Annotated in this window: 20 protein-coding genes; 16 read left to right on the top strand and 4 right to left on the bottom strand. The window is 73.2% G+C overall.

What is annotated here, in order from left to right:
• The first annotated feature begins 402 nt into the window (after positions 1-402).
• The 7 genes from gatC to pucL all read left to right on the top strand — a co-directional run bounded on the left by gatC (position 403) and on the right by pucL (position 6,409).
• Complete coding sequence (gatC, locus tag B9L22_RS16905) at positions 403-699, top strand: Asp-tRNA(Asn)/Glu-tRNA(Gln) amidotransferase subunit GatC (RefSeq protein ID WP_034652217.1); 297 nt, start codon at positions 403-405, stop codon at positions 697-699.
• Between the two features lies 1 nt (position 700).
• On the top strand, positions 701-2,239 hold the full coding sequence (gene gatA, locus B9L22_RS16900; protein ID WP_086151234.1) for an Asp-tRNA(Asn)/Glu-tRNA(Gln) amidotransferase subunit GatA: 1,539 nt from the start codon (positions 701-703) through the stop codon (positions 2,237-2,239).
• Positions 2,236-3,741 (top strand): Asp-tRNA(Asn)/Glu-tRNA(Gln) amidotransferase subunit GatB, encoded by a 1,506-nt coding sequence (gene gatB / locus B9L22_RS16895; RefSeq protein ID WP_086151233.1) that lies wholly within the window; start codon positions 2,236-2,238, stop codon positions 3,739-3,741. The genes gatA and gatB overlap by 4 nt, the downstream gene beginning before the upstream one ends.
• 5 nt (positions 3,742-3,746) lie before the next feature.
• Positions 3,747-4,352: a GNAT family N-acetyltransferase gene (locus B9L22_RS16890; RefSeq protein ID WP_043654210.1), complete on the top strand. Its 606-nt coding sequence runs from the start codon at positions 3,747-3,749 to the stop codon at positions 4,350-4,352.
• Between the two features lie 254 nt (positions 4,353-4,606).
• Positions 4,607-5,104 carry a 2-oxo-4-hydroxy-4-carboxy-5-ureidoimidazoline decarboxylase gene (uraD, locus tag B9L22_RS16885; protein WP_085387603.1) on the top strand — a complete coding sequence of 166 codons (498 nt, stop codon included), beginning with the start codon at positions 4,607-4,609 and terminating at the stop codon, positions 5,102-5,104.
• Positions 5,101-5,469 (top strand): hydroxyisourate hydrolase, encoded by a 369-nt coding sequence (gene uraH / locus B9L22_RS16880; RefSeq protein ID WP_021480424.1) that lies wholly within the window; start codon positions 5,101-5,103, stop codon positions 5,467-5,469. The genes uraD and uraH overlap by 4 nt, the downstream gene beginning before the upstream one ends.
• A gap of 1 nt (position 5,470) precedes the next feature.
• Positions 5,471-6,409 (top strand): factor-independent urate hydroxylase, encoded by a 939-nt coding sequence (gene pucL / locus B9L22_RS16875; RefSeq protein WP_021480425.1) that lies wholly within the window; start codon positions 5,471-5,473, stop codon positions 6,407-6,409.
• Positions 6,410-6,478: 69 nt separating this feature from the next.
• Here the strand turns inward: pucL and B9L22_RS16870 are convergent, their stop codons facing one another.
• The gene (locus B9L22_RS16870; RefSeq protein ID WP_021480426.1) at positions 6,479-7,291 is read right to left on the bottom strand and encodes an IclR family transcriptional regulator; all 813 of its coding nucleotides are present in this window, start codon (positions 7,289-7,291) and stop codon (positions 6,479-6,481) included.
• A 129-nt stretch (positions 7,292-7,420) separates the two neighbouring features.
• Between B9L22_RS16870 and B9L22_RS16865 the strand changes: the two genes are divergently transcribed.
• The 8 genes from B9L22_RS16865 to allB all read left to right on the top strand — a co-directional run bounded on the left by B9L22_RS16865 (position 7,421) and on the right by allB (position 18,079).
• A complete protein-coding gene (locus B9L22_RS16865; protein ID WP_086151232.1) occupies positions 7,421-8,917 on the top strand; it encodes an NAD-dependent malic enzyme in 1,497 nt (498 codons plus the stop codon).
• A gap of 44 nt (positions 8,918-8,961) precedes the next feature.
• Positions 8,962-10,608, top strand: coding sequence for a malate synthase A (gene aceB, locus B9L22_RS16860; RefSeq protein WP_085387606.1), 1,647 nt, complete (start codon positions 8,962-8,964; stop codon positions 10,606-10,608).
• Positions 10,608-11,957: an aldolase/citrate lyase family protein gene (locus B9L22_RS16855; RefSeq protein WP_086151231.1), complete on the top strand. Its 1,350-nt coding sequence runs from the start codon at positions 10,608-10,610 to the stop codon at positions 11,955-11,957. Before aceB ends, B9L22_RS16855 begins: the two co-directional genes overlap by 1 nt.
• A 78-nt stretch (positions 11,958-12,035) precedes the next feature.
• Positions 12,036-12,866 (top strand): bifunctional allantoicase/(S)-ureidoglycine aminohydrolase, encoded by an 831-nt coding sequence (locus B9L22_RS16850; RefSeq protein WP_021481128.1) that lies wholly within the window; start codon positions 12,036-12,038, stop codon positions 12,864-12,866.
• Positions 12,867-13,077: 211 nt separating this feature from the next.
• Positions 13,078-13,884: a hydroxypyruvate isomerase family protein gene (locus B9L22_RS16845; protein ID WP_086151230.1), complete on the top strand. Its 807-nt coding sequence runs from the start codon at positions 13,078-13,080 to the stop codon at positions 13,882-13,884.
• 83 nt (positions 13,885-13,967) lie between these two features.
• Entirely contained in the window at positions 13,968-14,852 is an 885-nt protein-coding gene (locus B9L22_RS16840; protein WP_086151229.1) for a 2-hydroxy-3-oxopropionate reductase, read from the top strand.
• Positions 14,853-14,895: 43 nt separating this feature from the next.
• The gene (gene gcl / locus B9L22_RS16835) at positions 14,896-16,671 is read left to right on the top strand and encodes a glyoxylate carboligase (protein WP_086151228.1); all 1,776 of its coding nucleotides are present in this window, start codon (positions 14,896-14,898) and stop codon (positions 16,669-16,671) included.
• 28 nt (positions 16,672-16,699) lie between these two features.
• Positions 16,700-18,079 carry an allantoinase AllB gene (gene allB, locus B9L22_RS16830; protein WP_086151227.1) on the top strand — a complete coding sequence of 460 codons (1,380 nt, stop codon included), beginning with the start codon at positions 16,700-16,702 and terminating at the stop codon, positions 18,077-18,079.
• Between the two features lie 128 nt (positions 18,080-18,207).
• Here the strand turns inward: allB and B9L22_RS16825 are convergent, their stop codons facing one another.
• The 3 genes from B9L22_RS16825 to B9L22_RS16815 form a co-directional block, all read right to left on the bottom strand.
• A complete protein-coding gene (locus tag B9L22_RS16825) occupies positions 18,208-18,696 on the bottom strand; it encodes an SRPBCC family protein (protein ID WP_074809869.1) in 489 nt (162 codons plus the stop codon).
• The gene (locus tag B9L22_RS16820; RefSeq protein ID WP_086151226.1) at positions 18,693-19,061 is read right to left on the bottom strand and encodes a helix-turn-helix transcriptional regulator; all 369 of its coding nucleotides are present in this window, start codon (positions 19,059-19,061) and stop codon (positions 18,693-18,695) included. Before B9L22_RS16820 ends, B9L22_RS16825 begins: the two co-directional genes overlap by 4 nt.
• A gap of 112 nt (positions 19,062-19,173) precedes the next feature.
• Positions 19,174-20,553: a deoxyribodipyrimidine photo-lyase gene (locus B9L22_RS16815; protein ID WP_086151225.1), complete on the bottom strand. Its 1,380-nt coding sequence runs from the start codon at positions 20,551-20,553 to the stop codon at positions 19,174-19,176.
• 51 nt (positions 20,554-20,604) lie between these two features.
• Here B9L22_RS16815 and B9L22_RS16810 point away from each other — a divergent pair, with 51 nt between their 5' ends.
• Positions 20,605-22,236, top strand: a complete 1,632-nt coding sequence (locus B9L22_RS16810) for a peptide MFS transporter (RefSeq protein ID WP_086151224.1) — start codon at positions 20,605-20,607, stop codon at positions 22,234-22,236.
• Positions 22,237-22,264 lie beyond the last annotated feature (28 nt).

Raw genomic sequence — 22,264 nt, 5'->3', positions numbered from 1 at the left:
ATACCGAACCCGGAAGCTAAGCCCTTCAGCGCCGATGGTACTGCCCTGGAGACGGGGTGGGAGAGTAGGACGCCGCCGGACAACCCTTCACCGAAGGCCCACCCCACACGGGGTGGGCCTTCGGCATATCCGCATACCCCCACACGACGCGACGGCGAACCCGTCGTGGCTGATGCCCCGCGTTGGCGTCGGTGCTGCCGCCGGCGGGCCCGGGCGGGCCGCAGAGCGGGGGGTGTGCCGCTGTCGGGCCGGAGCGGAGGCAGCGCCCCCGGGCGCGCACCTCGCACCACGCTTCTCCGGACGCCGCGCAGAGCGGCGAGCCTGCGGCACCGAGCGCAGGCTGATCAGGCTGCGGGCCGGCCGGAGGCGGGCCACGGCGCGTGTCCCCACTAGAATGGGGGCATGTCCACCATCTCCCGTGACGAGGTCGCGCGCGTCGCCGCGCTGGCCCGCATCGATCTGCGACCCGAGGAGCTGGACCGGCTCTCCGGCGAGCTCGACGTGATTGTCGACGCCATCGCCAAGGTCAGCGAGGTCGCGACGCCCGACGTCCCCGCGACGAGCCACCCGATCCCGATGTCGAACGTCTTCCGTGACGACATCCCCGAGCCGCCGCTGCCTGTCGAGGACGTCCTCGCGGCCGCGCCCGCGGCGGAGGACGGTCGGTTCTCCGTACCGCAGATCCTCGGGGAGGAGTGAGATGACGGACCTGACACGGCTCTCCGCGGCCGAGCTCGCCGAAGGGCTCGAGGCGCGCGACTTCTCGAGCGTCGAGGCCACCCAGGCGCACCTCGACCGGATCGGCGCGGTCGACGGCGCGGTCAACGCGTTCCTCCACGTCAACACCGACGAGGCGCTGGCGACGGCCCGCTCGGTCGACGACCGCCGCGTCGCGGGCGAGCCGGTGCACCGGCTCGCCGGTGTGCCGATCGCGGTCAAGGACGTCGTCGTGACCAAGGGCATGCCGACGACGGCCGGCTCCAAGATCCTCGAGGGCTGGGTGCCGCCGTACGACGCGACGCTCGTCGAGAAGATCCGCGCCGCCGGGCTGCCGATCCTCGGCAAGACGAACATGGACGAGTTCGCCATGGGCTCGTCGACCGAGCACTCCGCGTACGGCAACACCCGCAACCCGTGGGACCTCGACCGGATCCCCGGCGGGTCGGGCGGCGGCTCCGCCGCGGCGGTGGCGGCGTTCGAGGCCCCCCTCGCGATCGGCACGGACACGGGCGGCTCGATCCGTCAGCCCGGGGCCGTCACCGGCACCGTCGGCGTCAAGCCGACGTACGGCGGCGTCTCCCGGTACGGGCTCATCGCGATGGCGTCCTCGCTCGACCAGGCGGGCCCCGTCACGCGCACGGTGCTCGACGCCGCGCTGCTGCACGAGCTCATCGGCGGCTACGACCCGCGCGACTCCACGTCGATCCCCGGCCGCGGGCCGGCGCTCGTCGACGCCGCGGTCCAGGGCGCCACGGGCGACCTCTCGGGCCTGCGTGTCGGCGTCGTCAAGGAGCTCACGGGCGAGGGCTACCAGGAGGGCGTGAGCGCGCGCTTCGCGCAGTCGCTCGACCTCCTGCGCGGGCTCGGCGCCGAGATCGTCGAGGTCTCCTGCCCGCACTTCGAGTACGCGCTCGGCGCGTACTACCTGATCATGCCGTCGGAGGCGTCGAGCAACCTCGCGAAGTTCGACGGCATGCGCTTCGGCCTGCGCGTGGAGCCTGAGGAGGGCCCCGTGACCGCGGAGCGCGTCATGGCCGCCACGCGCGGCGCGGGCTTCGGCGACGAGGTGAAGCGTCGCATCATCCTCGGCACCTACGCGCTCTCGGCCGGCTACTACGACGCCTACTACGGCAGCGCGCAGAAGGTCCGCACGCTCATCCAGCGGGACTTCGCCGCCGCCTTCGAGCAGGCGGACGTCCTCGTCTCGCCGACGGCGCCGACCACGGCGTTCCGGTTCGGCGAGAAGCTCGACGACCCGCTCGCCATGTACCTCAACGACGTCGCGACGATCCCCGCGAACCTCGCGGGGGTCCCCGGCATGTCGGTGCCGTCGGGCCTGTCGGACGACGGCCTGCCCGTCGGGTTCCAGATCCTCGCGCCGGCCAAGGCCGACGACCGCATGTACCGGGTGGGCGCCGCGCTCGAGGCCGCCCTGGTCGGCTCGTGGGGCGGACCGCTGCTCGACCGCGCGCCCGCGCTGCCCACGGCCACGAACGCACAGGAGGGCCAGGTCGGATGACCGCCACGACCGTCGACCTCGTCGACTACGCCGACGCCACGCGCCGCTACGACCCCGTCATCGGGATCGAGGTGCACGTCGAGCTCGGCACGCTGACCAAGATGTTCTGCCCGGCCGAGGTGAGCTTCGGCGCCGCGCCGAACACCCAGGTGACCCCGGTCTCGCTCGGGCTCCCGGGCGCCCTGCCGGTCGTCAACGGCAAGGCCGTCGAGTACGCGATCCGCATCGGCCTCGCGCTCAACTGCCAGATCGCCGAGACGTGCCGGTTCGCGCGCAAGAACTACTTCTACCCGGACGTCCCGAAGAACTTCCAGACGTCCCAGTACGACGAGCCCATCGCCTACGACGGGTGGATCGACGTCGAGCTCGAGGACGGGACCGTGTTCCGCGTCGAGATCGAGCGCGCGCACATGGAGGAGGACGCCGGCAAGAACACCCACGTGGGTGGGGCGACCGGTCGCATCCACGGTGCCGAGTACTCGCTCGTCGACTACAACCGCGCCGGCATCCCGCTCGTCGAGATCGTCACGCGGCCGATCACGGGCGCGGGCGACCGCGCCCCCGAGGTCGCGCGCGCGTACGTGCAGACGCTGCGCGACATCTTCCGGGCGCTCGACGTGTCCGAGGCGCGCATGGAGCGCGGCAACGTCCGCGCCGACGTGAACCTCTCGCTGCGCCCGACGCCCGAGTCGCCGCTCGGCACGCGCACCGAGACGAAGAACGTCAACTCGTTCCGGTCCGTCGAGCGGGCCGTGCGCTACGAGGTCTCGCGCCAGGCCGCCGTGCTCGACGCGGGCGGCACGGTGATCCAGGAGACCCGGCACTGGCACGAGGACACCGGCATCACGACGTCGGGCCGCGTGAAGTCGGACGCCGAGGACTACCGGTACTTCCCGGAGCCCGACCTCGTCCCGATCGCGCCGCCGCGCGAGTGGATCGAGGAGATCCGTGCCGGGCTCCCCGAGCTCCCGGTCGCGCGCCGCCGTCGGCTCCAGGGCGAGTGGGGCTACGCGGACGCCGAGATGCGCGACGTCGTGAACGCGGGCGCGCTCGACCTCATCGAGGCCACCGTCGCGGCGGGCACCAGCCCGGCCGGTGCGCGCAAGTGGTGGATGGGCGAGCTCGCGCGCCGCGCCAAGCAGGACGAGGTGGCGCTCGAGGCGCTGTCCGTCACGCCCGCGCAGATCGCCGCCCTGCAGGGTCTCGTCGACGCGGGCCGGATCAACGACAAGCTCGCGCGCCAGGTGCTCGACGGCGTGCTCGCCGGCGAGGGGGACCCGGAGGCGGTCGTCACCGCCCGGGGCCTCGAGGTCGTCTCCGACGACGGTGCGCTGCTGGCCGCGATCGACGAGGCGCTCGCCGCGCAGCCGGACATCGTGGAGAAGGTCCGGGGCGGGAACCTCGGGCCCGTCGGGGCGATCATCGGCGCCGTGATGAAGGCGACCCGCGGTCAGGCGGACGCGGGCCGCGTGCGCGAGCTCGTCCTCGAGCGGATCGGCTGACCGCCGTGACGCGCGGACCGGTCGTCCTGGGGGAGATGGTGCGTCTGCGCCCGATCGAGGCGCGGGACGCGGACCGCATGTGGGAGTCGTTGCAGGACCCGGAGGCCAACCGGCTCACGGGGACGACGGCGACCTTCACGCGCGACCAGATCGACGAGTGGGTGGCGACCGTCAGCGACCGGGACGGCCGGTACGACTGGGCCATCACGCCGGGTGCGGTGCGTGACGGGCAGCCGGTGAGCGACGAGCTGATCGGCGAGATCGTGCTCAACGACCTCGACGAGCACGCGCGCTCGGCGAACCTGCGGCTCGCGCTGCTCCCGAACTACCGCGGGCGCGGCTATGGTCGCGAGGCCATCTTCGAGGTGCTGCGGTTCGCTTTCGACGGGTCGACGGACGTCGACGGCGTCCGGCACGAGGGACCGCGCCTGCACCGCGTGAGCCTCGACGTGCTGAGCATCAACCCCCGCGCCCGGATGCTCTACGAGTCGTTGGGCTTCCGCGAGGAGGGCCGGCTGCGCGACGTCTACCGCGACGGCGACGGGTGGGCGGACGCGACGGTCATGAGCATCCTCGAGGACGAGTTCCGGGCGGGCCTCGGCGCTTCCTGAGCCGTCCGCGGGCACGACCGCACGACCGCACGAAGGGCCCGGCAGCATCCGCTGCCGGGCCCTTCGTCGTCCTCCGTGGCCGGGGTGCTGGGGCGCGACGCTCGCCGCCCGAGCCCTGGAGCCGTGCCGTGGTTGACATCACCCCACCCGCGACGTACATTCATAAGACGGAAACAAAGTTCCGAGATGTGGAATCCACTCCGAAGGTTGGGCGGTCGTGCCGCCCGGCCCGGTCGTCGAGAGGGAACGCAGCGATGACGCTGGACGAGTTCAACCGGTGGTCGCCGGACGAGGCGCGGGACGCGCTCCTCGCGTGCGCCCACGTGGACCGCTGGGCCGAGGAGGTCGCGGCCGGGCGCCCGTACGCGACCGTGGAGGACGCCGTCGAGGCGGCGCTCACCACCGCCGACCCGTGGACGGACGACGAGGTCGACTCCGCGCTGGCGCGCCACCCCCGGATCGGCGAGCGTGCCGAGGGGGAGGCCGCGGACGCGAGCATGTCGCGCTCCGAGCAGGCCGGTGTCGACACCTCCGACGACGACGTGACGCGCCGGCTCGCCGAGGGGAACCGCGCGTACGAGCAGCGGTTCGGCCACGTGTTCCTCGTCCGGGCCGCCGGGCGCAGCGCCGAGGAGATCCTCGAGCAGCTCACCGAGCGGCTCGGCAACGACGCCGAGACCGAGCGGGCGAACGCCGCCCGCAACCTGCGCGAGATCGCCGCGCTGCGGCTGAAGGGAATGCTGACGGCATGAGCACCCACGCCAGCCACATCACCACGCACGTACTCGACGCGGCCAGCGGTAGGCCCGCCGAGGGGATCACCGTCCGCCTGGAGGCGGCTCCGGAGATCGCGGAGGGGACGACGGGGCAGGGCTGGTCCCTGGTGGCGTCCTCCCGCACGAACGACGACGGTCGCGTGCCCCAGCTCGGGCCCGAGACCCTCGTCCCCGGTACGTACCGGCTCGTGTTCGACACGGCCGAGTACTTCGACCGGCGAGACACCGTGTCCTTCTACCCGGAGGTCGTCATCGTCTTCCGGGTGGCGAGCGCTGAGCAGCACTACCACGTCCCCGTCCTGCTCAGCCCGTTCGCCTACTCGACCTATCGAGGGAGCTGACATGAGCACCACCACGACTGCCGAGCAGTCGGCGGCCACGCAGAGCAGCGGGGCCATCGTCCTGGGCGACAACCAGTGGGGCAAGGCCGAGGTGCGCCTCGTGCGCGTCGACCGCTCCACGCCCCGCCACGAGATCACTGACGTCAACGTCTCCTCACAGCTGAGGGGCGGGCAGGAGGCCACGCACCGCGAAGGGGACAACTCCCGCTGCGTCGCGACGGACACGCAGAAGAACACGATCTACGCGTTCGCCCGTGACGGCGTGGGCGCGATCGAGGACTTCGCGATCCGCCTCGGGCAGCACTTCGTCGAGGACTTCGAGTGGATCGAGGGCGGGCGCTGGGAGATCGAGCAGTACTCCTGGAACCGCATCGAGACCTCGGACGGCGAGCACGACCACGCGTTCGTCCGCAACAACCAGGAGACGCGCACCACGGTCGTGCAGCGCGACGGCGACGAGGTCTTCGTCGTCTCGGGCCTCACGGACCTCGTCGTCCTCAAGTCGACGGGCTCGGAGTTCCACGGGTTCCCGCGCGACCGCTACACGACGCTCGTCGAGACGGACGACCGCATCCTCGCGACGTCGGTCACCTCGCGCTGGCGCTACACGACCACCGACGTCGACTTCGACGCGGTGTACGCGAAGGTCCGCGCGATCCAGCTCGAGGCGTTCGCGACGACCCACTCGCTCGCGCTCCAGCAGACGCTCTTCGCGATGGGCAAGGCCGTCCTGGAGGCCGTCCCGGAGATCGCGGAGATCAAGTTCTCGATGCCGAACAAGCACCACTTCCTCGTGGACCTGGCGCCGTTCGGCCTCGACAACCCGAACGAGGTCTTCTACGCGGCCGACCGCCCGTACGGCCTCATCGAGGCGACCGTCCTGCGTGAGGACGTCCCGGCCGAGCCGCGTGCCTGGGCGACCGTCACCGGGTTCTGCTGAGCCGTCATGACGGACGGACGCGCCCTGCCCGGCCGCGGAGCCCCCGCGGCCCGGCAGGGCGCGCCCGCCTCAGGGCGCCGCGGTGATGAGCTCGCGCGTGAGCTCGCTCGCGACGCGGTGCAGCACCGGGACCGCGTGCTCGCCGAACTCGTACGTCACGCGGGCCGCGGGCCCGGAGACGGACAGCGCGGTGGGGGTCGGGGCGTCGGGCACCGCGACGGCGAAGCAGCGCACACCGAGCTCCTGCTCGCCGTCGTCGATCGCGTACCCGCGCTCGCGGGTCGCGGCGAGCTCCGCGAGGAGCGCGTCGACGTCGGTGATCGACTGGTCCGTCGCGGGCGGCATGCCGACGCGGCCCATGATCTCGCGCACCGTCTGGTCGGGGAGCTGGGCGAGGACCGCCTTGCCGACGCCCGTGCAGTGCGTGTAGACGCGCCGTCCGACCTCGGTGAACATGCGCATCGAGTGGCTCGACGACGCCTGGGCGACGTAGACCGCCATGTCGCGGTCGATCATCGCGAGGTTGGCCGACTCGCCGAGGTCGTGGGCGAGGCGCTCCAGGTAGGGGCGCGCGCCGGCGCCGAGCTGGCGGCCCGCCGACTCGCCGAGCCGGATGAGGCGCGGGCCGAGGGTGTACCGCCGCGACGGCGTCTGGCGCACGTAGCCCTGGGCGAGCAGCGTGCGCAGCAGGCGGTGGATCGTGGGCAGGGGGAGCCCCGCGTGCTGCGCGAGCTCGCTCAGGCCGGACTCGCCGCCGAAGTCGGCGAGCAGCTCGAGCAGCTCGATCGCGCGGTCCACGGACTGCACGCCCCCGGCCGGCTTCGCCGCCCGCGTGCCCGGCGCGGTCTCCGTCGGCTCCGTCGCCGCCGGTGTCTCGGCCATCTCACCATCTCCTGTCCACCAGGTGCCGCCCGACGGCGGGCGCACCTCGCCTGAGCAGTGCGGGAACCTCCCGCACTCCCTTCCGCATCACGGAAGACACGCATCAGCATACGAGAAGAAGGAACGAACATGACGTCCGAGACGAAGGCCCCGGAGACGCAGGCCGCGACGGCGAAGAACGCCGCGACCAGCCCGAGCTACTCCATCACGCTGCGCGTCGAGGCCCCCAGCGGTCACCGCACGGCGAGCGACCTCGTCGCGGCCGTGAGCGCGACGGGTGCGGCGATCACGGGCGTCGACGTCTCGGAGTCGGGCGCCGACCGCCTCGTCGTCGACATCACGGCCGACACCGTCGACGCCGCGCACGTGGAGCAGATCCGGGACGCGCTGAGCGCGCTCGACGGCCTCACCGTGCGGCACGTGAGCGACGCGACGTTCCTCATGCACCTCGGCGGCAAGCTCGAGGTCAACCCCAAGGTGCCGCTGCGCCACCGCGCCGACCTGGCCCGCGCCTACACGCCGGGCGTGGCGCGCGTGTGCCTCGCCATCGCGGAGCGGCCCGAGGACGCGCGCCGTCTGACGGTCAAGCGCAACACGGTCGCGGTCGTGACCGACGGCACCGCCGTCCTCGGCCTGGGCGACATCGGTCCCGCCGCGGCCCTCCCCGTCATGGAGGGCAAGGCCGCGCTGTTCAAGCAGTTCGCGGGCGTCGACGCCTGGCCGGTGTGCCTCGACACGACCGACACCGAGGAGATCATCCGCACGGTGAAGGCCATCGCACCCGTGTACGGCGGGATCAACCTCGAGGACATCTCGGCGCCGCGCTGCTTCGAGATCGAGCGCCGCCTGCGCGAGGAGCTCGACATCCCCGTGTTCCACGACGACCAGCACGGCACGGCGATCGTCGTGCTCGCGGCGCTGACGAACGCGCTGCGCGTGGTGGGCAAGGCCATCGAGGACGTGCGCATCGTCGTCTCCGGCGTCGGCGCGGCGGGCAACGCGATCATCGCGCTGCTCCAGGGCCAGGGCGCGGGCAACATCGTCGCGTTCGACCGCCAGGGCGCGATCCACCCCGGCGCGAGCCTCACCGACGAGCACCGCCGCCGCCTGGCGGAGACGACCAACCCCGACGGCTTCACGGGCACGCTGCGCGAGGGCCTGGCCGGGGCCGACGTCTTCATCGGCGTCTCCGGGCCGAACATCCTCACGGGCGACGACGTGGCCACCATGGCCGACGACGCGATCGTCTTCGCGCTGGCGAACCCCACGCCGGAGGTCGACCCGATCGCCGCGGCGCAGCACGCGACGGTCGTCGCCACGGGCCGGAGCGACTACCCGAACCAGATCAACAACGTGCTCGCCTTCCCGGGCCTATTTCGCGGCCTGCTGGACGTCGGCGCGAGCGAGATCACCGACGAGATGCTGCGCGCCGCGGCCGTCGCGATCGCCGACGCCGTCGCGCCCGAGGAGCTCAGCGCGAGCTACATCGTCCCGAGCGTCTTCGAGCCGGCCGTCTCGACGGCCGTCGCGCGCGCCGTCGCCGAGGTCGCGGAGCGCGACCGTGCGGGCCAGGCTCAGGGGAGCACCACGTCGGGCCACCACGTCGGGTCGGCAGCCCGGTCCTGACGCACGCTCGTCAGCCCGGCCCGCCCCGCAGAAAGGACACCACCATGACCACCACCACGGCCGTCGCCGTCCACGGACCCGCCGTCGAGCGGTCCGACGAGATCCTCACGCCCGACGCGCTCGACTTCGTCGCCGACCTGCAGCGCCGGTTCGGCGCCCGCCGCGACGAGCTGCTCGCCGCCCGGGCCGCGCGGCGCGAGCAGGTCGCCCGCACGGGTCGCCTCGACTTCCTGCCCGAGACCGCCGACGTGCGCGCGGGGGACTGGACGGTCGCCGGTGCGCCCGCCGACCTCCGGGACCGCCGCGTCGAGATCACCGGCCCCCCGACGCCCAAGATGGCGATCAACGCCCTCAACTCGGGCGCGAAGGTCTGGCTCGCCGACCTCGAGGACGCGTCGACGCCGCACTGGAGCAACGTCGTCGGGGGGCAGGTCGCCCTGCACGACGCGACGCGCCGCACGCTCGCGTTCACGTCGCCCGAGGGCAAGCAGTACGCGCTGCGCCCCGAGACCGACGGCGACCCGCTCGCCGTCATGGTCGTGCGGCCCCGCGGCTGGCACTTCGACGAGGTGCACCTCACCGTGGACGGGACGCCCGCCGTCGGCGCGCTCGTGGACTTCGGGCTGCACTTCTTCCACAACGCCGCGGAGCTCGTCGCGCGCGGGTCCGGGCCGTACTACTACCTGCCGAAGATGGAGTCCCACCTCGAGGCGCGCCTGTGGGACGAGGTCTTCACGCACGCGGAGCAGGCGCTGGGCATCCCGCACGGGACGATCCGGGCGACGGTCCTCATCGAGACGATCCCGGCCGCGTTCGAGATGGACGAGATCCTCTACGAGCTGCGCGACCACGCGTCCGGGCTCAACGCGGGCCGCTGGGACTACCTGTTCTCCGTGATCAAGTACTTCCGCGACTCCGGGCCGTCGTTCACGCTGCCCGACCGCGGGTCCATCACGATGACCGCGCCGTTCATGCGCGCGTACACCGAGCTCCTGGTGCAGACGTGCCACCGGCGCGGCGCGTTCGCGATGGGCGGCATGGCGGCCGTCATCCCGAACCGCCGCGAGCCCGAGGTCACCGCCCAGGCGTTCGAGAAGGTGCGTGCCGACAAGCAGCGCGAGGCCGGCGACGGCTTCGACGGGTCGTGGGTCGCGCACCCGGACCTCGTGCCGGTGTGCCGCGAGGTGTTCGACGGGGTGCTCGGCGAGCGCCCGAACCAGCTCGACCGGCAGCGCCCCGACGTCCACGTCACCGCCGACCAGCTCCTCGACGTGGCGTCCGCGCAGGGAGACGTCACCGAGGCGGGGCTGCGCAACAACCTCTACGTGTCCGTCGCCTACGTCGCGGCGTGGCTCGCGGGCAACGGCGCGGTCGCGATCCACAACCTCATGGAGGACGCCGCGACCGCGGAGATCTCCCGCTCGCAGGTGTGGCAGTGGGTGCGCTCGGGCGCGTCGTTCACCGCGGGCGAGAGCGCGGGCACGACCGTCACCGCGGACCTGGTCCGCACGCTCCTGCGCGAGGAGACCGCGCGGTTGCGGGACGACGTCGGGCACGAGGCCTACGACGCCGGGCCGTACGACCGGGCGGCGGCGCTCGTCGAGGACATCGCGCTCAACGAGCACTACGTCGACTTCCTCACGCTGCCCGCGTACGAGGACGTCGTCGCGCACGAGCAGGACGCGTCCTGATGCCGGCCGGTCCCGAGGCGGGCTCGGTCAGCGGCTTCAGCGAGGAGGGCGTCGCGGCGCTGCACGCGTCGCTCGACGGGCTGCTCGCGCCCTGGGACGCGGAGCTCGCGGCCCGCTACCCGGGCGACGACGGCTCGCGCCAGCCCGTGCACACCGTCTACGTGCCGGGCGACCGGTACGCGGCCGGCCTCGCGCCGGAGTGGGCGGCCCGGGCGCGCGAGGCGGTCGACGGCGCGGGCGGCGTCCGTCGGCTCGTGGACCTGCTGGGCGTCGGGGAGGGGGCCGGGGGCGACCTCGCGGACGCCGTCGCGGAGCGCGTGAGCGCGAAGCTCGCGGTCGAGGCGATCGAGGACCTCCGCATCGACTTCGAGGACGGGTTCGGCGACCGCGGCGACGCGGCGGAGGACGCCGCGGTGATCGCGGCGGCGCGCGAGCTCGTCCGGGCCGAGGCGCAGGGCACCGCGACGCCGTTCGCGGGCATCCGCATCAAGTGCCTCGAGGAGGCGACGCGTCGACGCGGCGTGCGCACCCTCGCGCTGTTCGTCGCGGAGCTCGTCGCGGGTCGCGCCGCGGCCGGCGAGGCCCGCGCCCTGCCGGACGGGTTCGTCGTGACGCTCGCCAAGGTCACCGCGCCCCAGCAGGTCGAGGCGATGGCGCGCGCGTGCGAGCACGTCGAGGAGGCGAACGGCCTCGAACCGGGCACCCTGCGGTTCGAGGTCCAGGTCGAGACGCCGCAGGCGCTGCTCGCGGCCGACGGCACGGCGACGGTCGCCCGCCTCGTGCACGCCGCGCCGGGTCGTGTCACGGCGCTGCACTACGGCACGTACGACTACTCGGCGTCGCTCGGCATCGCCGCTGCGTACCAGTCGATGGAGCACCCCGCGGCCGACCACGCGAAGTCGGTCATGCAGCTCGCCGTCGCGGGCACGGGCGTGCGCCTGTCGGACGGGTCGACGAACGTCCTGCCCGTCGGCGACCCCCAGGCCGTCGACGCGGCGTGGCGACTGCACGGGCGGCTCGTGCGCCGCTCGCTCGAGCGCGGGTACTACCAGGGCTGGGACCTGCACCCCGCGCAGATCCCGAGCAGGTTCGCCGCGACGTACGCGTTCTACCGCGAGGGCGCGGCGTCGGCGCTCGCGCGCCTCGCGGCGTACGTCGGGTTCGTGCCCGACGCCGGGGGCGTCCTCGACGAGCCGGCGACCGCCAAGGCGATGGCCTGGTTCCTCGGGCGCGGCGTCGACTGCGGCGCGCTCACCGAGGCCGAGGTCCGCACCGCGACCGGCCTCGACCGTGCCGGGCTCGACGCGGTCCGCGTCTCCGGACGCGCGCCGCAGCCCGTCGCGGGCTGAGCGCCCGCCCTCCCATCCTTCCCGCCGGCCGCCGTGGCACCGCCACCGGCACGGCCACGACCTCCGAGGAGTGACCCCATGACCCAGACCACCCCCTACTACACCCCGCAGGGTGGCCTGCCCGGCCAGACCGAGCTGCTCACCGACCGCGCGATCGTCACCGAGGCGTACACGGTGATCCCGCGCGGCGTGCTGCGCGACATCGTCACGAGCAACCTGCCCGGCTGGGACAAGACCCGGCTGTGGGTGCTCGCCCGGCCGATCGAGGGCTTCGCGACGACGTTCGCGCAGTACGTCATGGAGGTCTCGCCCGGCGGCGGGTCGGACCAGGGCGAGGACGAGGAGACCGTGCAGTCCGTCGTCTTCGTCACCGAGGGCACGCTCGTGCTCACGCTCGCCGGGGTCGAGCACGTGCTCGAGCCGGGCGGGTACGCGTACCTGGCGGCGGGGGAGCGGTGGGCGCTGCACAACCGCTCGGACGCGAAGGCCGCGTTCCAGTGGATCCGCAAGGTGTACGAGCCGATCCCGGGCCACACCGCGACGTCGTTCGTCACGCGCGAGCAGGACGTCGAGCCGCGCGCGATGCCGGACACGGACGGCGTGTGGGTGACGACCCGGTTCGTCGACCCCGACGACCTCGCGCACGACATGCACGTCAACATCGTGACGTTCCAGCCCGGCGGGTCCATCCCGTTCGCGGAGACGCACATCATGGAGCACGGCCTCTACGTGCTCGAGGGCAAGGCGGTCTACCGCCTCAACGGCGACTGGGTCGAGGTCCAGGAGGGCGACTTCATGTGGCTCCGCGCGTTCTGCCCGCAGGCCTGCTACGCGGGCGGCCCCAAGCCGTTCCGCTACCTGCTCTACAAGGACGTGAACCGACAGGTCAAGCTCGACCGCCGGCGCTGACGACCGTCAATCGGTCGTCAGCGATGACCTGCGAAGGGCCCGGTCCCCCTGGAGGGACCAGGCCCTTCGTCGTCCGTGGGCTCCGGGTCGACGGCGGTGGCGCTGTTGACGCCCGGCGACGCGCGTGCCTACACTTCCATACAGCAGAAGAAAAGTTCCGCAGAACGGAATCGCAACGCAGCGAGACGCGGACGGACCCAGGGAGACGACGATGAGCCCCGCACCGACGTACACCGTCAACTGCTCGATCCTGCTCACGGACCTGCCGCTGCTCGAGCGGCCGGCCGCCGCCGCGGCGGCGGGGTTCCGGGGCGTCGAGTTCTGGTGGCCGTTCGCGTCGCCCACGCCCGCCCGCGACGAGGTGGACGCGTTCGTCGGCGCGATCGAGACGGCGGGCGTGCAGCTCACGGGCCTGAACTTCGACGCCGGGAACATGCCCGGCGGCGACCGCGGGCTCGTGTCGTGGCCCGCGCGCTCGGCCGACCTGCGCGCGAACCTGGACGTCGTCACCGCGATCGGGGAGCGCACCGGCTGCCGCGCGTTCAACGCCCTCTACGGCAACCGCCAGGAGGGCGAGACGCCCGAGGTGCAGGACGAGCTCGGTGCCGAGAACCTCGCGCTCGCGGCGCGGGCCGTCGGGCGCATCGGCGGCACGGTGCTCGTCGAGCCCGTGAGCGGCGCGCCGGCCTACCCGCTGAAGACCGCGGCCGACGCCGTGCGCGTCATCGACCGGGTCGCCGCCGACCACGGCGAGACGAACCTGGGCCTCCTGTTCGACGTCTACCACCTGGCCGTCAACGGCGACGACGTCGACGCGGCCCTGTCGACCTACCGCGGCCGCATCGCGCACGTGCAGGTCGCGGACGCGCCCGGTCGCGGCGAGCCCGGCACGGGCGACCTGCCGATCGAGCGCTGGACCAAGGACCTGCGCGCCGGCGGCTACGACGGCTGGATCGGCCTCGAGTACAAGACCGCGGCGGCCGACCCGTTCGCGTGGCTCCCCGCCGCCGAGCGCTGACGCGACCCCCGGCCGCCCGCCGTCCGCGCGCCGGCCGTCCGGCCGCCCCGACCCCCGACCTGAACCACCCAGAGGAGCACACCATGGCCTCCATCGCCTTCATCGGACTCGGCATCATGGGCAGCCCCATGGCCGTCCACCTGCAGAACGCCGGGCACGACGTCGCGGGCTACAACCGCACCCCCGAGAAGACCGCGCCGCTCGTCGAGGCGGGCGGTCGCGCGGCCGGGTCGGTCGCCGACGCGGTCTCGGGCGCCGACGTCGTCGCGATCATGGTCCCGGACTCGCCCGACGTGGAGGCGGTGCTCACCGGCGACGACGGCGTCCTCGCGAACGCGAAGCCCGGCGCGCTCGTCGTCGACTTCTCCTCGATCCGCCCGGACGTCACGGTCGCGCTCGCGCAGCAGGCGAAGGACGCGGGCCTGCGGATCGTCGACGCCCCCGTCTCGGGCGGCGAGCCGGGCGCGATCAACGCCGCGCTGTCGATCATGGTCGGCGGCACGCCCGAGGACTTCGAGGCGGCCAAGCCGTTCCTCGACGTCGTGGGCAAGACGGTCGTGCACGTGGGCCCGAACGGCTCCGGCCAGACCGTCAAGGCCGCGAACCAGCTCATCGTCGCCGCGAACATCCAGGCGCTCGCCGAGGCGGTCGTCTTCCTCGAGGCCTACGGCGTCGACACCGAGGCCGCGATCGAGGTCCTCGGCGGCGGCCTCGCGGGCTCGGCGGTGCTGAACCAGAAGGCGCGCAAGATGCTCGACCGCGACTTCGGTCCCGGCTTCCGGATCGAGCTCCACCACAAGGACCTCGGCATCGTCACCGCCGCGGCCCGCGAGGCGGGCGTCGTCGCGCCGCTCGGCGGCCTCGTCGCCCAGCTCATGGCCTCCGCCCGCGCGAACGGCGACGGCGGCCTCGACCACTCCGGCCTGTTCCGCGGCGTCGAGCGCCTGTCCGGCCGCGACGGCTCCTGACCTTCCCCTGACGACGACGTCACCTCCAGCAAGGAGAGAAACCATGCCTCGTATGCGTGCGGTGGACGCCGCAGTGGCGATCCTCGAGATCGAGGGCGCGACCCAGGCCTTCGGCCTGCCCGGCGCCGCCATCAACCCCTTCTACTCCGCGATGCGCGCGCACGGCGGCATCGGCCACGTGCTCGCGCGCCACGTCGAGGGCGCGTCGCACATGGCCGACGGCTACTCCCGCGCGAAGCCGGGGAACATCGGCATCTGCATCGGCACGTCGGGCCCCGCGGGCACCGACATGATCACCGGCCTCTACGCCGCGTGGGCCGACTCGATCCCGATGCTCTGCATCACGGGCCAGGCGCCGGTCGCCAAGCTCGACAAGGAGGACTTCCAGGCCGTCGACATCGCGAGCATCGCCGCTCCGGTGACGAAGATGGCCAAGACCGTCCTCGAGGCCGGGCAGGTGCCGCAGGTCTTCCAGCAGGCGTTCCACCTCATGCGCTCGGGGCGCCCGGGCCCGGTGCTCGTCGACCTGCCGATCGACGTGCAGCTCACGGAGATCGAGTTCGACCCGGCGACCTACGAGCCGCTGCCCGTGCACCGCCCGACGGCGACGCGCGCCCAGGCCGAGAAGGCGATCGACCTGCTGCTCGCGGCGGAGCGCCCGCTGCTGGTCGCGGGCGGCGGCATCGTCAACGCGGGCGGCGAGGACCTGCTCGTCGAGCTCGCCGAGACGCTCGGCGTCCCCGTCATCCCGACGCTCATGGGCTGGGGCGTCATCCCGGACGACCACGCGCTCATGGCCGGCATGGCCGGTCTCCAGACGTCGCACCGCTACGGCAACGCGAACCTGCTCGCGTCCGACTTCGTGCTCGGCATCGGCAACCGCTGGGCCAACCGCCACACGGGCGGCCTCGACACGTACCGCGCGGGCCGCACGTTCGTCCACGTCGACATCGAGCCGACGCAGATCGGTCGCGTGTTCGCGCCCGACTACGGCATCGTCTCGGACGCGAAGGCGGCCCTCGAGCTGTTCGTCGAGGTGGCGCGCGAGCGCCGCGACGCCGGCCGCGCGCGCGACTACGCGGGCTGGGCGGCCGAGTGCGCCGAGCGCAAGCGGACGCTGCAGCGCAAGACGCACTTCACCGAGATCCCCATCAAGCCGCAGCGCGTGTACGAGGAGATGAACAAGGCCTTCGGCCCCGAGACGCGCTACGTCACGACCATCGGGCTCTCGCAGATCGCCGGTGCGCAGTTCCTCCACGTGTACCAGCCGCGGCACTGGATCAACGCGGGCCAGGCCGGGCCCCTCGGCTGGACGGGCCCCGCGGCGCTCGGCGTCGCGAAGGCCGTGCCGGACGAGCCGGTCGTCGCGCTCTCGGGCGACTACGACTTCCAGTTCATGATCGAGGAGCTCGCGGTCGGCGCGCAGTTCAACCTGCCGTACGTGCACGTCGTCGTGAACAACTCCTACCTGGGCCTGATCCGCCAGGCGCAGCGGGCCTTCGACATGGACTACCACGTCCAGCTCTCGTTCGAGAACGTCAACTCGCCCGAGCTGGGCGGCTACGGCGTCGACCACGTCAAGGTGGCCGAGGGCCTGGGCTGCAAGGCGATCCGCGTGACCGACCCCGAGGGGCTCGGCGAGGCGTTCGCGAAGGCGCAGGCCATGGCGGCAGAGTTCCGCGTGCCGGTCGTGGTCGAGGTCATCCTCGAGCGCGTCACGAACATCGCCATGGGCGTCGAGATCACGGGCGTCAACGAGTTCGAGGACCTCGCGATCTCGGCCGAGGACGCCCCCACCGCCACCGCGCTGCTCGACTGAGCGCGCCGCACCCCAGGGAGCAGGAGACATGACGGAGGGCGCGATGGGCACGGGTGAGGTGAGCGGTCGCGAGCACGAGTACGACCTCGTCGTGCGCGGCGAGCGCGTGCTCGTCGCCGGTGGGGAGCACCCGCGCGAGGTGGGTGTCGTCGGGGGAGTGGTCCGCGCGATCGAGCCGCTCGGCGCCGGGCTCGACGGCGCGCGCGTCGTCGAGCTGGGGCCGCACCAGGTGCTGGTGCCCGGGCTCGTCGACACGCACGTGCACGTGAACGAGCCGGGGCGCACCGAGTGGGAGGGGTTCGCGTCCGCGACGCGGGCCGCCGCCGCGGGCGGGGTGACGACGATCGTCGACATGCCGCTCAACTCGATCCCCCCGACGGTCGACGTCGAGGCGCTCGAGACCAAGCAGAAGGTCGCGCGCGACCAGGCGTTCGTCGACGTCGGGTTCTGGGGCGGCGCCGTGCCCGGCAACGCGGACGAGCTGCGGCCCCTGTGGGACGCGGGCGTGTTCGGGTTCAAGTGCTTCCTGCTGCACTCGGGGGTCGAGGAGTTCGGGTACCTCGAGCCGGACGAGCTGGAGGCCGACCTGCGCCTGCTCGCGGACTTCGACGGGCTCATGCTCGTGCACGCCGAGGACTCGCGTGCGATCGAGCGGGCACCCACCCCGCACGGCGACCACTACGACACGTTCCTCGCGTCCCGCCCGCGCGGCGCGGAGAACGTCGCGATCGCGGCGGTGATCGAGGCGGCGCGCTGGACCGGGGCGCGCGCGCACGTGCTGCACCTGTCGAGCTCGGACGCGCTGCCGATGATCCGCAGCGCGAAGCGCGAGGGCGTGCGCCTCACGGTCGAGACGTGCCCGCACTACCTGGCGCTCGCGGCCGAGGAGATCCCCGACGGTGCGACGCAGTTCAAGTGCTGCCCGCCCATCCGGGAGATCGACAACCGCGAGCTGCTCTGGGAGGGGCTGCTCGACGGCACGATCGACTGCATCGTCTCGGACCACTCGCCGAGCACGCCCGACCTCAAGGAGCTCGACACGGGCGACTTCGGGACGGCGTGGGGCGGCGTGTCGTCGCTCCAGCTCGGGCTCGCGATCGTGTGGACCGAGGCGCGGACGCGCGGCGTGCCGTTCGCGCGCGTCGTCGAGTGGATGTCGGCTCGCCCGGCGGCCGTCGCGGGCCTGCGGCGCAAGGGCTCGATCGCGCTGGGCTTCGACGCGGACCTCGCGGTGGTCGAGCCGGACACGGCGTTCGTCGTCGACCCCAAGGCCCTGCACCACAAGAACCCCATCACGCCCTACGCCGACCGCGCGCTCTCGGGCGCCGTCGTCGCGACGTATCTGCGGGGCGAGGAGATCACCCTCGACCGCCCCACGGGCCGCCTGCTCGCGCGCGGCGACGCGTGAGGGGCTGAGACTCCCGTGCCCGGCCGCGGGGGCCGGGCACGGGGAACCACCTGACCCGCGCACGACGAGGGGCGGCACCGCTGGTGGGTGCCGCCCCTCGTCGAGCGCGAGGTAGAGCAGAGGGCGGGTCAGGACCCCGCGAGGAGCTCGTCGAGCTGCTCGTAGCCCTCGCGCACGCCGACCTCCATGCCGCTCGCGACGAAGCCGTCGCGGCCCTCGAACGAGTCGACGAGCGACGTCGCGGTGAGCCGGCTGCGGCCGTCGGGCAGGTCCTCGAACACGAGGCGGTCGAGCGAGACGCCGTCGGGGAAGCCCTCGAACGTGAACGTCTGGACGATGAGCTCGTCCGGGCGCACCTCGTGGACGCTGCCGAAGAACGCGTACTCGTTGCCGTCCGGGTCGACCTGGACGTACCGGTACGCGCCGCCCGTGCGCACGTCCCAGAGCTCGTTGCGCTGGGTGAGGTAGCGCGGGCCGTTCCAGCGCGCGAAGAGCTCCGGGTCGAGGTGGGCGCGGAAGACCTTCGCGGCGGGCGCGTCGAACTCGCGCACGATGCGGACGATCGGGAGGTCCGTGGGGACGACGATCTCGGTCTCGTGGGTGCCGGTGGTGGTCATGGTGCTGCTCCTGTCGTCGGGTCGTTCTCGGTGGTGCCCGGTCGGTCGGGCAGGTCGCGCAGGACGTCGTCGAGGCGGCGGTAGCGGTCCTCGGCCTCGCGCCGGTAGCGCGCGATCCACTTCGTCATGAGGTCCAGCACCTCCGCCTCGAGGTGCACGGGGGCGCGCCGGGCGTCCGTCGTGCGGGTCACCAGGCCGGAGTCCTCGAGCACGCGCAGGTGCTTGGACACCGCCTGGACGGACATGTCGTACGGCCGGGCGAGCTCGCCGACGCTGGCGTCTCCCGACGCGAGCCGGGCCACCATGTCGCGGCGCGTGGGGTCGGCGAGCGCCGAGAACACGCGGGAGAGCGGGTCGGCCGTCACGGGACCTCCTCGTGGGGCGCCGGGGTGCGGCGTCCGGTCGTCAACTCATTGGTTGACAACGACGCTACGCCGCACCCGGAGAGTCGTCAACCCTCTGGTTGAGAAAGATGCGTCAGGCGCGCCGGGCCCGCTCGAAGTCGTCGAGCGAGACCTTCCGCTCGACGGCGTGGTCGACGATCCGCTCCGGGTACCCGGCCGGCTGCTCGCGCAGCGTCCACGGCTCGTGGACCGCCCGGCCCTCGACCTCCCGCAGCTCCGGCACCCAGCGGCGCACGTAGGTGCCGTCGGGGTCGAACTTCTTCGCCTGGGTGACGGGGTTGAAGATGCGGAAGTACGGCGCGGCGTCGCGGCCCGTCCCGGCGACCCACTGCCAGTTCAGCTGGTTCTGCGAGACGTCGCCGTCCGCGAGGTGCGCCATGAAGTGCTCCGCGCCGCGCTGCCACCGCACGTGCAGGTCCTTGACGAGGAAGGACGCCACGACCATCCGCACGCGGTTGTGCATCCACCCCTCGCCGAGGAGCTGGCGCATCCCGGCGTCGACGAGCGGGTAGCCGGTGCGGCCCTCGGCCCACGCGGCGAGGTACGCGTCCTCGGCGGCGCCCTCCGCCCACGCGTCCTCGGGCACGACGTCCCGGAGCGACCGCTGCGCCGCCCCCGGGTGGTGGAACAGGACGTCGGCGTGGAACTCGCGCCAGGCGAGCTCGGAGCGGTAGGCGAGCGCGTCGTCGGACGGCGCGAGCCCGTCGTGCAGGGCGCTCCGCACGTCGGCGAGGAGCGTGCGCGGGTGCAGCTCGCCCCACTTCAGCGGCACGGACATGCCCGACGTCGCGGGCCGGTCCGGGCGGTCGCGCTCCGTCGCGTAGCCCGCGAGGTGGTCCGCGAGGAAGTCGCGCCATCGGCGCCGCGCCGCGGCCTCGCCTGCGGCGGGGAGCCGGGCGTCGGTACCGGGGTCGGCGGGGACGCCGTCCGACCGGAGCGTGGCCCACGGCACGTCGCGCGGTCGCGGCGCCGGGTCGCGCCAGCCGTGCTCGACCCACGCGTCGCGGAACGGCGTGAAGACCTGGAACGGGGTCCCGGTGCGCGTGCGCAGGCGTCCCGGCGCGACGGCGTAGGGCGAGCCGGTGCGCACGAGGTGCGCGCCGGCGTCGGGCAGCGCCTCCTCGACCGCGACGTCGCGGGCCACGCCGTAGGGCTCGAACGACGCCGCGACGTGCACCTCGCGCGCCTCGACCTCGTGCGCGACGGCGGGCACGACGGCGCTCGGGTCGCCGTGCCGGACGACGAGCCGGCCGCCGGTCGCCTCGTCGAGGGCGGCGAGGCTCCGCGCGAGGTAGGCACGGCGCGGGTCGCCCGCGGAGCCCCACAGGCGCGGGTCGAGCACGTAGAGCGCGACGACCTCGTCGTCCGCGTCCCGGGCGGCCTGCACCGCCGCGACGAGGGCCGGGTTGTCGGCGAGGCGGAGGTCGCGGCGGCACCACCAGAGCGTCGGCATCCGGCCACGCTAACGGTCGCAGGCGGTGCACGCCGGTGGGAGCATCGCAGGATGGGTGGCGACGACCGACGAGAGCAGGACGACGCGCGACGCCCCGCGCTCGGGCGCGAGGCGCGCACCGAGCCGGAGGCCGGAGCTCCGCCCCTCGGGCCGGGTACCGCGGCCGGAGTGGGGGCGGCCGAGGGGCCCGCCGCGGGGGCCATCGTCGGGGACCACGCGTTCTTCGGGCACCCGCGCGGGCTGCTGACGCTCTTCACCACCGAGCTGTGGGAGCGGTTCAGCTACTACGGGATGCGCGCGATCCTGCTGTTCTACCTCACGGACACCGTGGCGAACGGCGGCCTGGGCATCGGGGAGACGACGGGCCTCGCGCTCGTGTCGATCTACGGCACGAGCGTGTACCTGCTGTCCGTCGTGGGCGGCTGGCTCGCGGACCGCGTGATCGGGTCCCGGCGCTCGGTCCTGTACGGCGGCATCATCATCGCGGCCGGGCACGTGAGCCTCACGATCCCCGGCACGGGCTTCTCCATGGTGGGCATCGCGCTCGTCGCGCTCGGCACCGGCCTGCTCAAGCCCAACGTGTCGTCGATGGTCGGCGAGCTGTACGCGCGCGACGACCCGCGCCGCGACTCGGGCTTCTCGATCTTCTACATGGGCATCAACCTCGGCTCGTTCGTCGCGCCGTTCCTCGTGGGCGCGGCGCGGGCCTGGGGCGGGTACCACGCGGGCTTCGCCGTGGCCGCGGTGGGCATGGCGGTCGCGCTCGTGTTCTTCGTCGCGGGCCGGCGGTACCTCGGCGAGGCGGGCGCGCACGTGCCCAACCCCGTCCGCCCCGAGGAGCGCGCCAAGATCGCGCGGATCTTCCTCCTCATCGCGGGCGGCGTGGTGCTGGTCGGTCTGGTCGCCGTCCTCGTCGCGGGCGGGTTCGAGATCTCGACCTTCATCGACACGATGTCCTACCTGGCGTTCCTCGCGCCGATCGCGTACTTCATCGTCATGTACCGCTCGCCGCGCGTGACGGACGCCGAGCGGCCGCGCGTCATCGCGTACATCCCGCTGTTCGTCGCGGCGATGCTCTTCTGGATGATCTTCGAGCAGGCGGCCACGACGCTCTCGGCGTTCGCGAAGGACCGCACCGACCTGACGTTCTTCGGCGTGGGCATCAGCCCCGAGTTCTTCCAGTCGGTGAACCCGCTGTCGATCATCGTCCTCGCGCCCGTGTTCGCGTGGATCTGGCTCAAGACGGGCGACCGCCCGACGACGGCCAACAAGTTCGCGATCGGCCTCACCCTCGCGTCGGTGTCGTTCCTCTTCCTCGCGGCCGCGTCGGCCGTCGTCGGCGACGGCAAGGCGCCGTCGTGGGTGCTCGTGCTCGTCTACGTGATCCAGACGCTCGGCGAGCTGTGCCTGTCGCCGGTCGGCCTCGCCGCGACGACGCTGCTCGCGCCCAAGGCGTTCCGGTCCCAGGCGATGGCCCTGTGGTTCCTCGCGCCCGCCGCCGGGCAGGCCATCACGGCGCAGGTCGTGCAGGTCACCGAGGGCGCCTCCGACACCGCGTACTTCGGCGGCATCGGCGCCATCACCCTCGTGTTCGCGCTCGCGCTGTTCGCGCTCGCGCCGTGGGTCACGCGGCACATCCGCCACGCCGACGAGCTCGAGGGCGCGCACACCGCCGGGGCCTGAGGGCGGCGTCGGACGACGGAGCGGGGCC

This window comes from Cellulosimicrobium sp. KWT-B (assembly GCF_002127155.1).
GTDB lineage: Bacteria > Actinomycetota > Actinomycetes > Actinomycetales > Cellulomonadaceae > Cellulosimicrobium > Cellulosimicrobium funkei.
Note: the sequence above shows the minus strand (reverse complement) of the source record. Positions and strands in the feature narration are given on the sequence as shown.

Excerpts from the sequence above, each read along its gene's own strand:
- gatC (WP_034652217.1), top strand. The coding sequence starts at position 403 with ATGTCCACCATCTCCCGTGACGAGGTCGCGCGCGTCGCCGCGCTGGCC.
- gatA (WP_086151234.1), top strand. The coding sequence starts at position 701 with ATGACGGACCTGACACGGCTCTCCGCGGCCGAGCTCGCCGAAGGGCTC.
- gatB (WP_086151233.1), top strand. The coding sequence starts at position 2,236 with ATGACCGCCACGACCGTCGACCTCGTCGACTACGCCGACGCCACGCGC.
- uraD (WP_085387603.1), top strand. The coding sequence starts at position 4,607 with ATGACGCTGGACGAGTTCAACCGGTGGTCGCCGGACGAGGCGCGGGAC.
- uraH (WP_021480424.1), top strand. The coding sequence starts at position 5,101 with ATGAGCACCCACGCCAGCCACATCACCACGCACGTACTCGACGCGGCC.
- pucL (WP_021480425.1), top strand. The coding sequence starts at position 5,471 with ATGAGCACCACCACGACTGCCGAGCAGTCGGCGGCCACGCAGAGCAGC.
- B9L22_RS16870 (WP_021480426.1), bottom strand. The coding sequence starts at position 7,291 with ATGGCCGAGACACCGGCGGCGACGGAGCCGACGGAGACCGCGCCGGGC.
- B9L22_RS16865 (WP_086151232.1), top strand. The coding sequence starts at position 7,421 with ATGACGTCCGAGACGAAGGCCCCGGAGACGCAGGCCGCGACGGCGAAG.
- aceB (WP_085387606.1), top strand. The coding sequence starts at position 8,962 with ATGACCACCACCACGGCCGTCGCCGTCCACGGACCCGCCGTCGAGCGG.
- B9L22_RS16855 (WP_086151231.1), top strand. The coding sequence starts at position 10,608 with ATGCCGGCCGGTCCCGAGGCGGGCTCGGTCAGCGGCTTCAGCGAGGAG.
- B9L22_RS16850 (WP_021481128.1), top strand. The coding sequence starts at position 12,036 with ATGACCCAGACCACCCCCTACTACACCCCGCAGGGTGGCCTGCCCGGC.
- B9L22_RS16845 (WP_086151230.1), top strand. The coding sequence starts at position 13,078 with ATGAGCCCCGCACCGACGTACACCGTCAACTGCTCGATCCTGCTCACG.
- B9L22_RS16840 (WP_086151229.1), top strand. The coding sequence starts at position 13,968 with ATGGCCTCCATCGCCTTCATCGGACTCGGCATCATGGGCAGCCCCATG.
- gcl (WP_086151228.1), top strand. The coding sequence starts at position 14,896 with ATGCCTCGTATGCGTGCGGTGGACGCCGCAGTGGCGATCCTCGAGATC.
- allB (WP_086151227.1), top strand. The coding sequence starts at position 16,700 with ATGACGGAGGGCGCGATGGGCACGGGTGAGGTGAGCGGTCGCGAGCAC.
- B9L22_RS16825 (WP_074809869.1), bottom strand. The coding sequence starts at position 18,696 with ATGACCACCACCGGCACCCACGAGACCGAGATCGTCGTCCCCACGGAC.
- B9L22_RS16815 (WP_086151225.1), bottom strand. The coding sequence starts at position 20,553 with ATGCCGACGCTCTGGTGGTGCCGCCGCGACCTCCGCCTCGCCGACAAC.
- B9L22_RS16810 (WP_086151224.1), top strand. The coding sequence starts at position 20,605 with ATGGGTGGCGACGACCGACGAGAGCAGGACGACGCGCGACGCCCCGCG.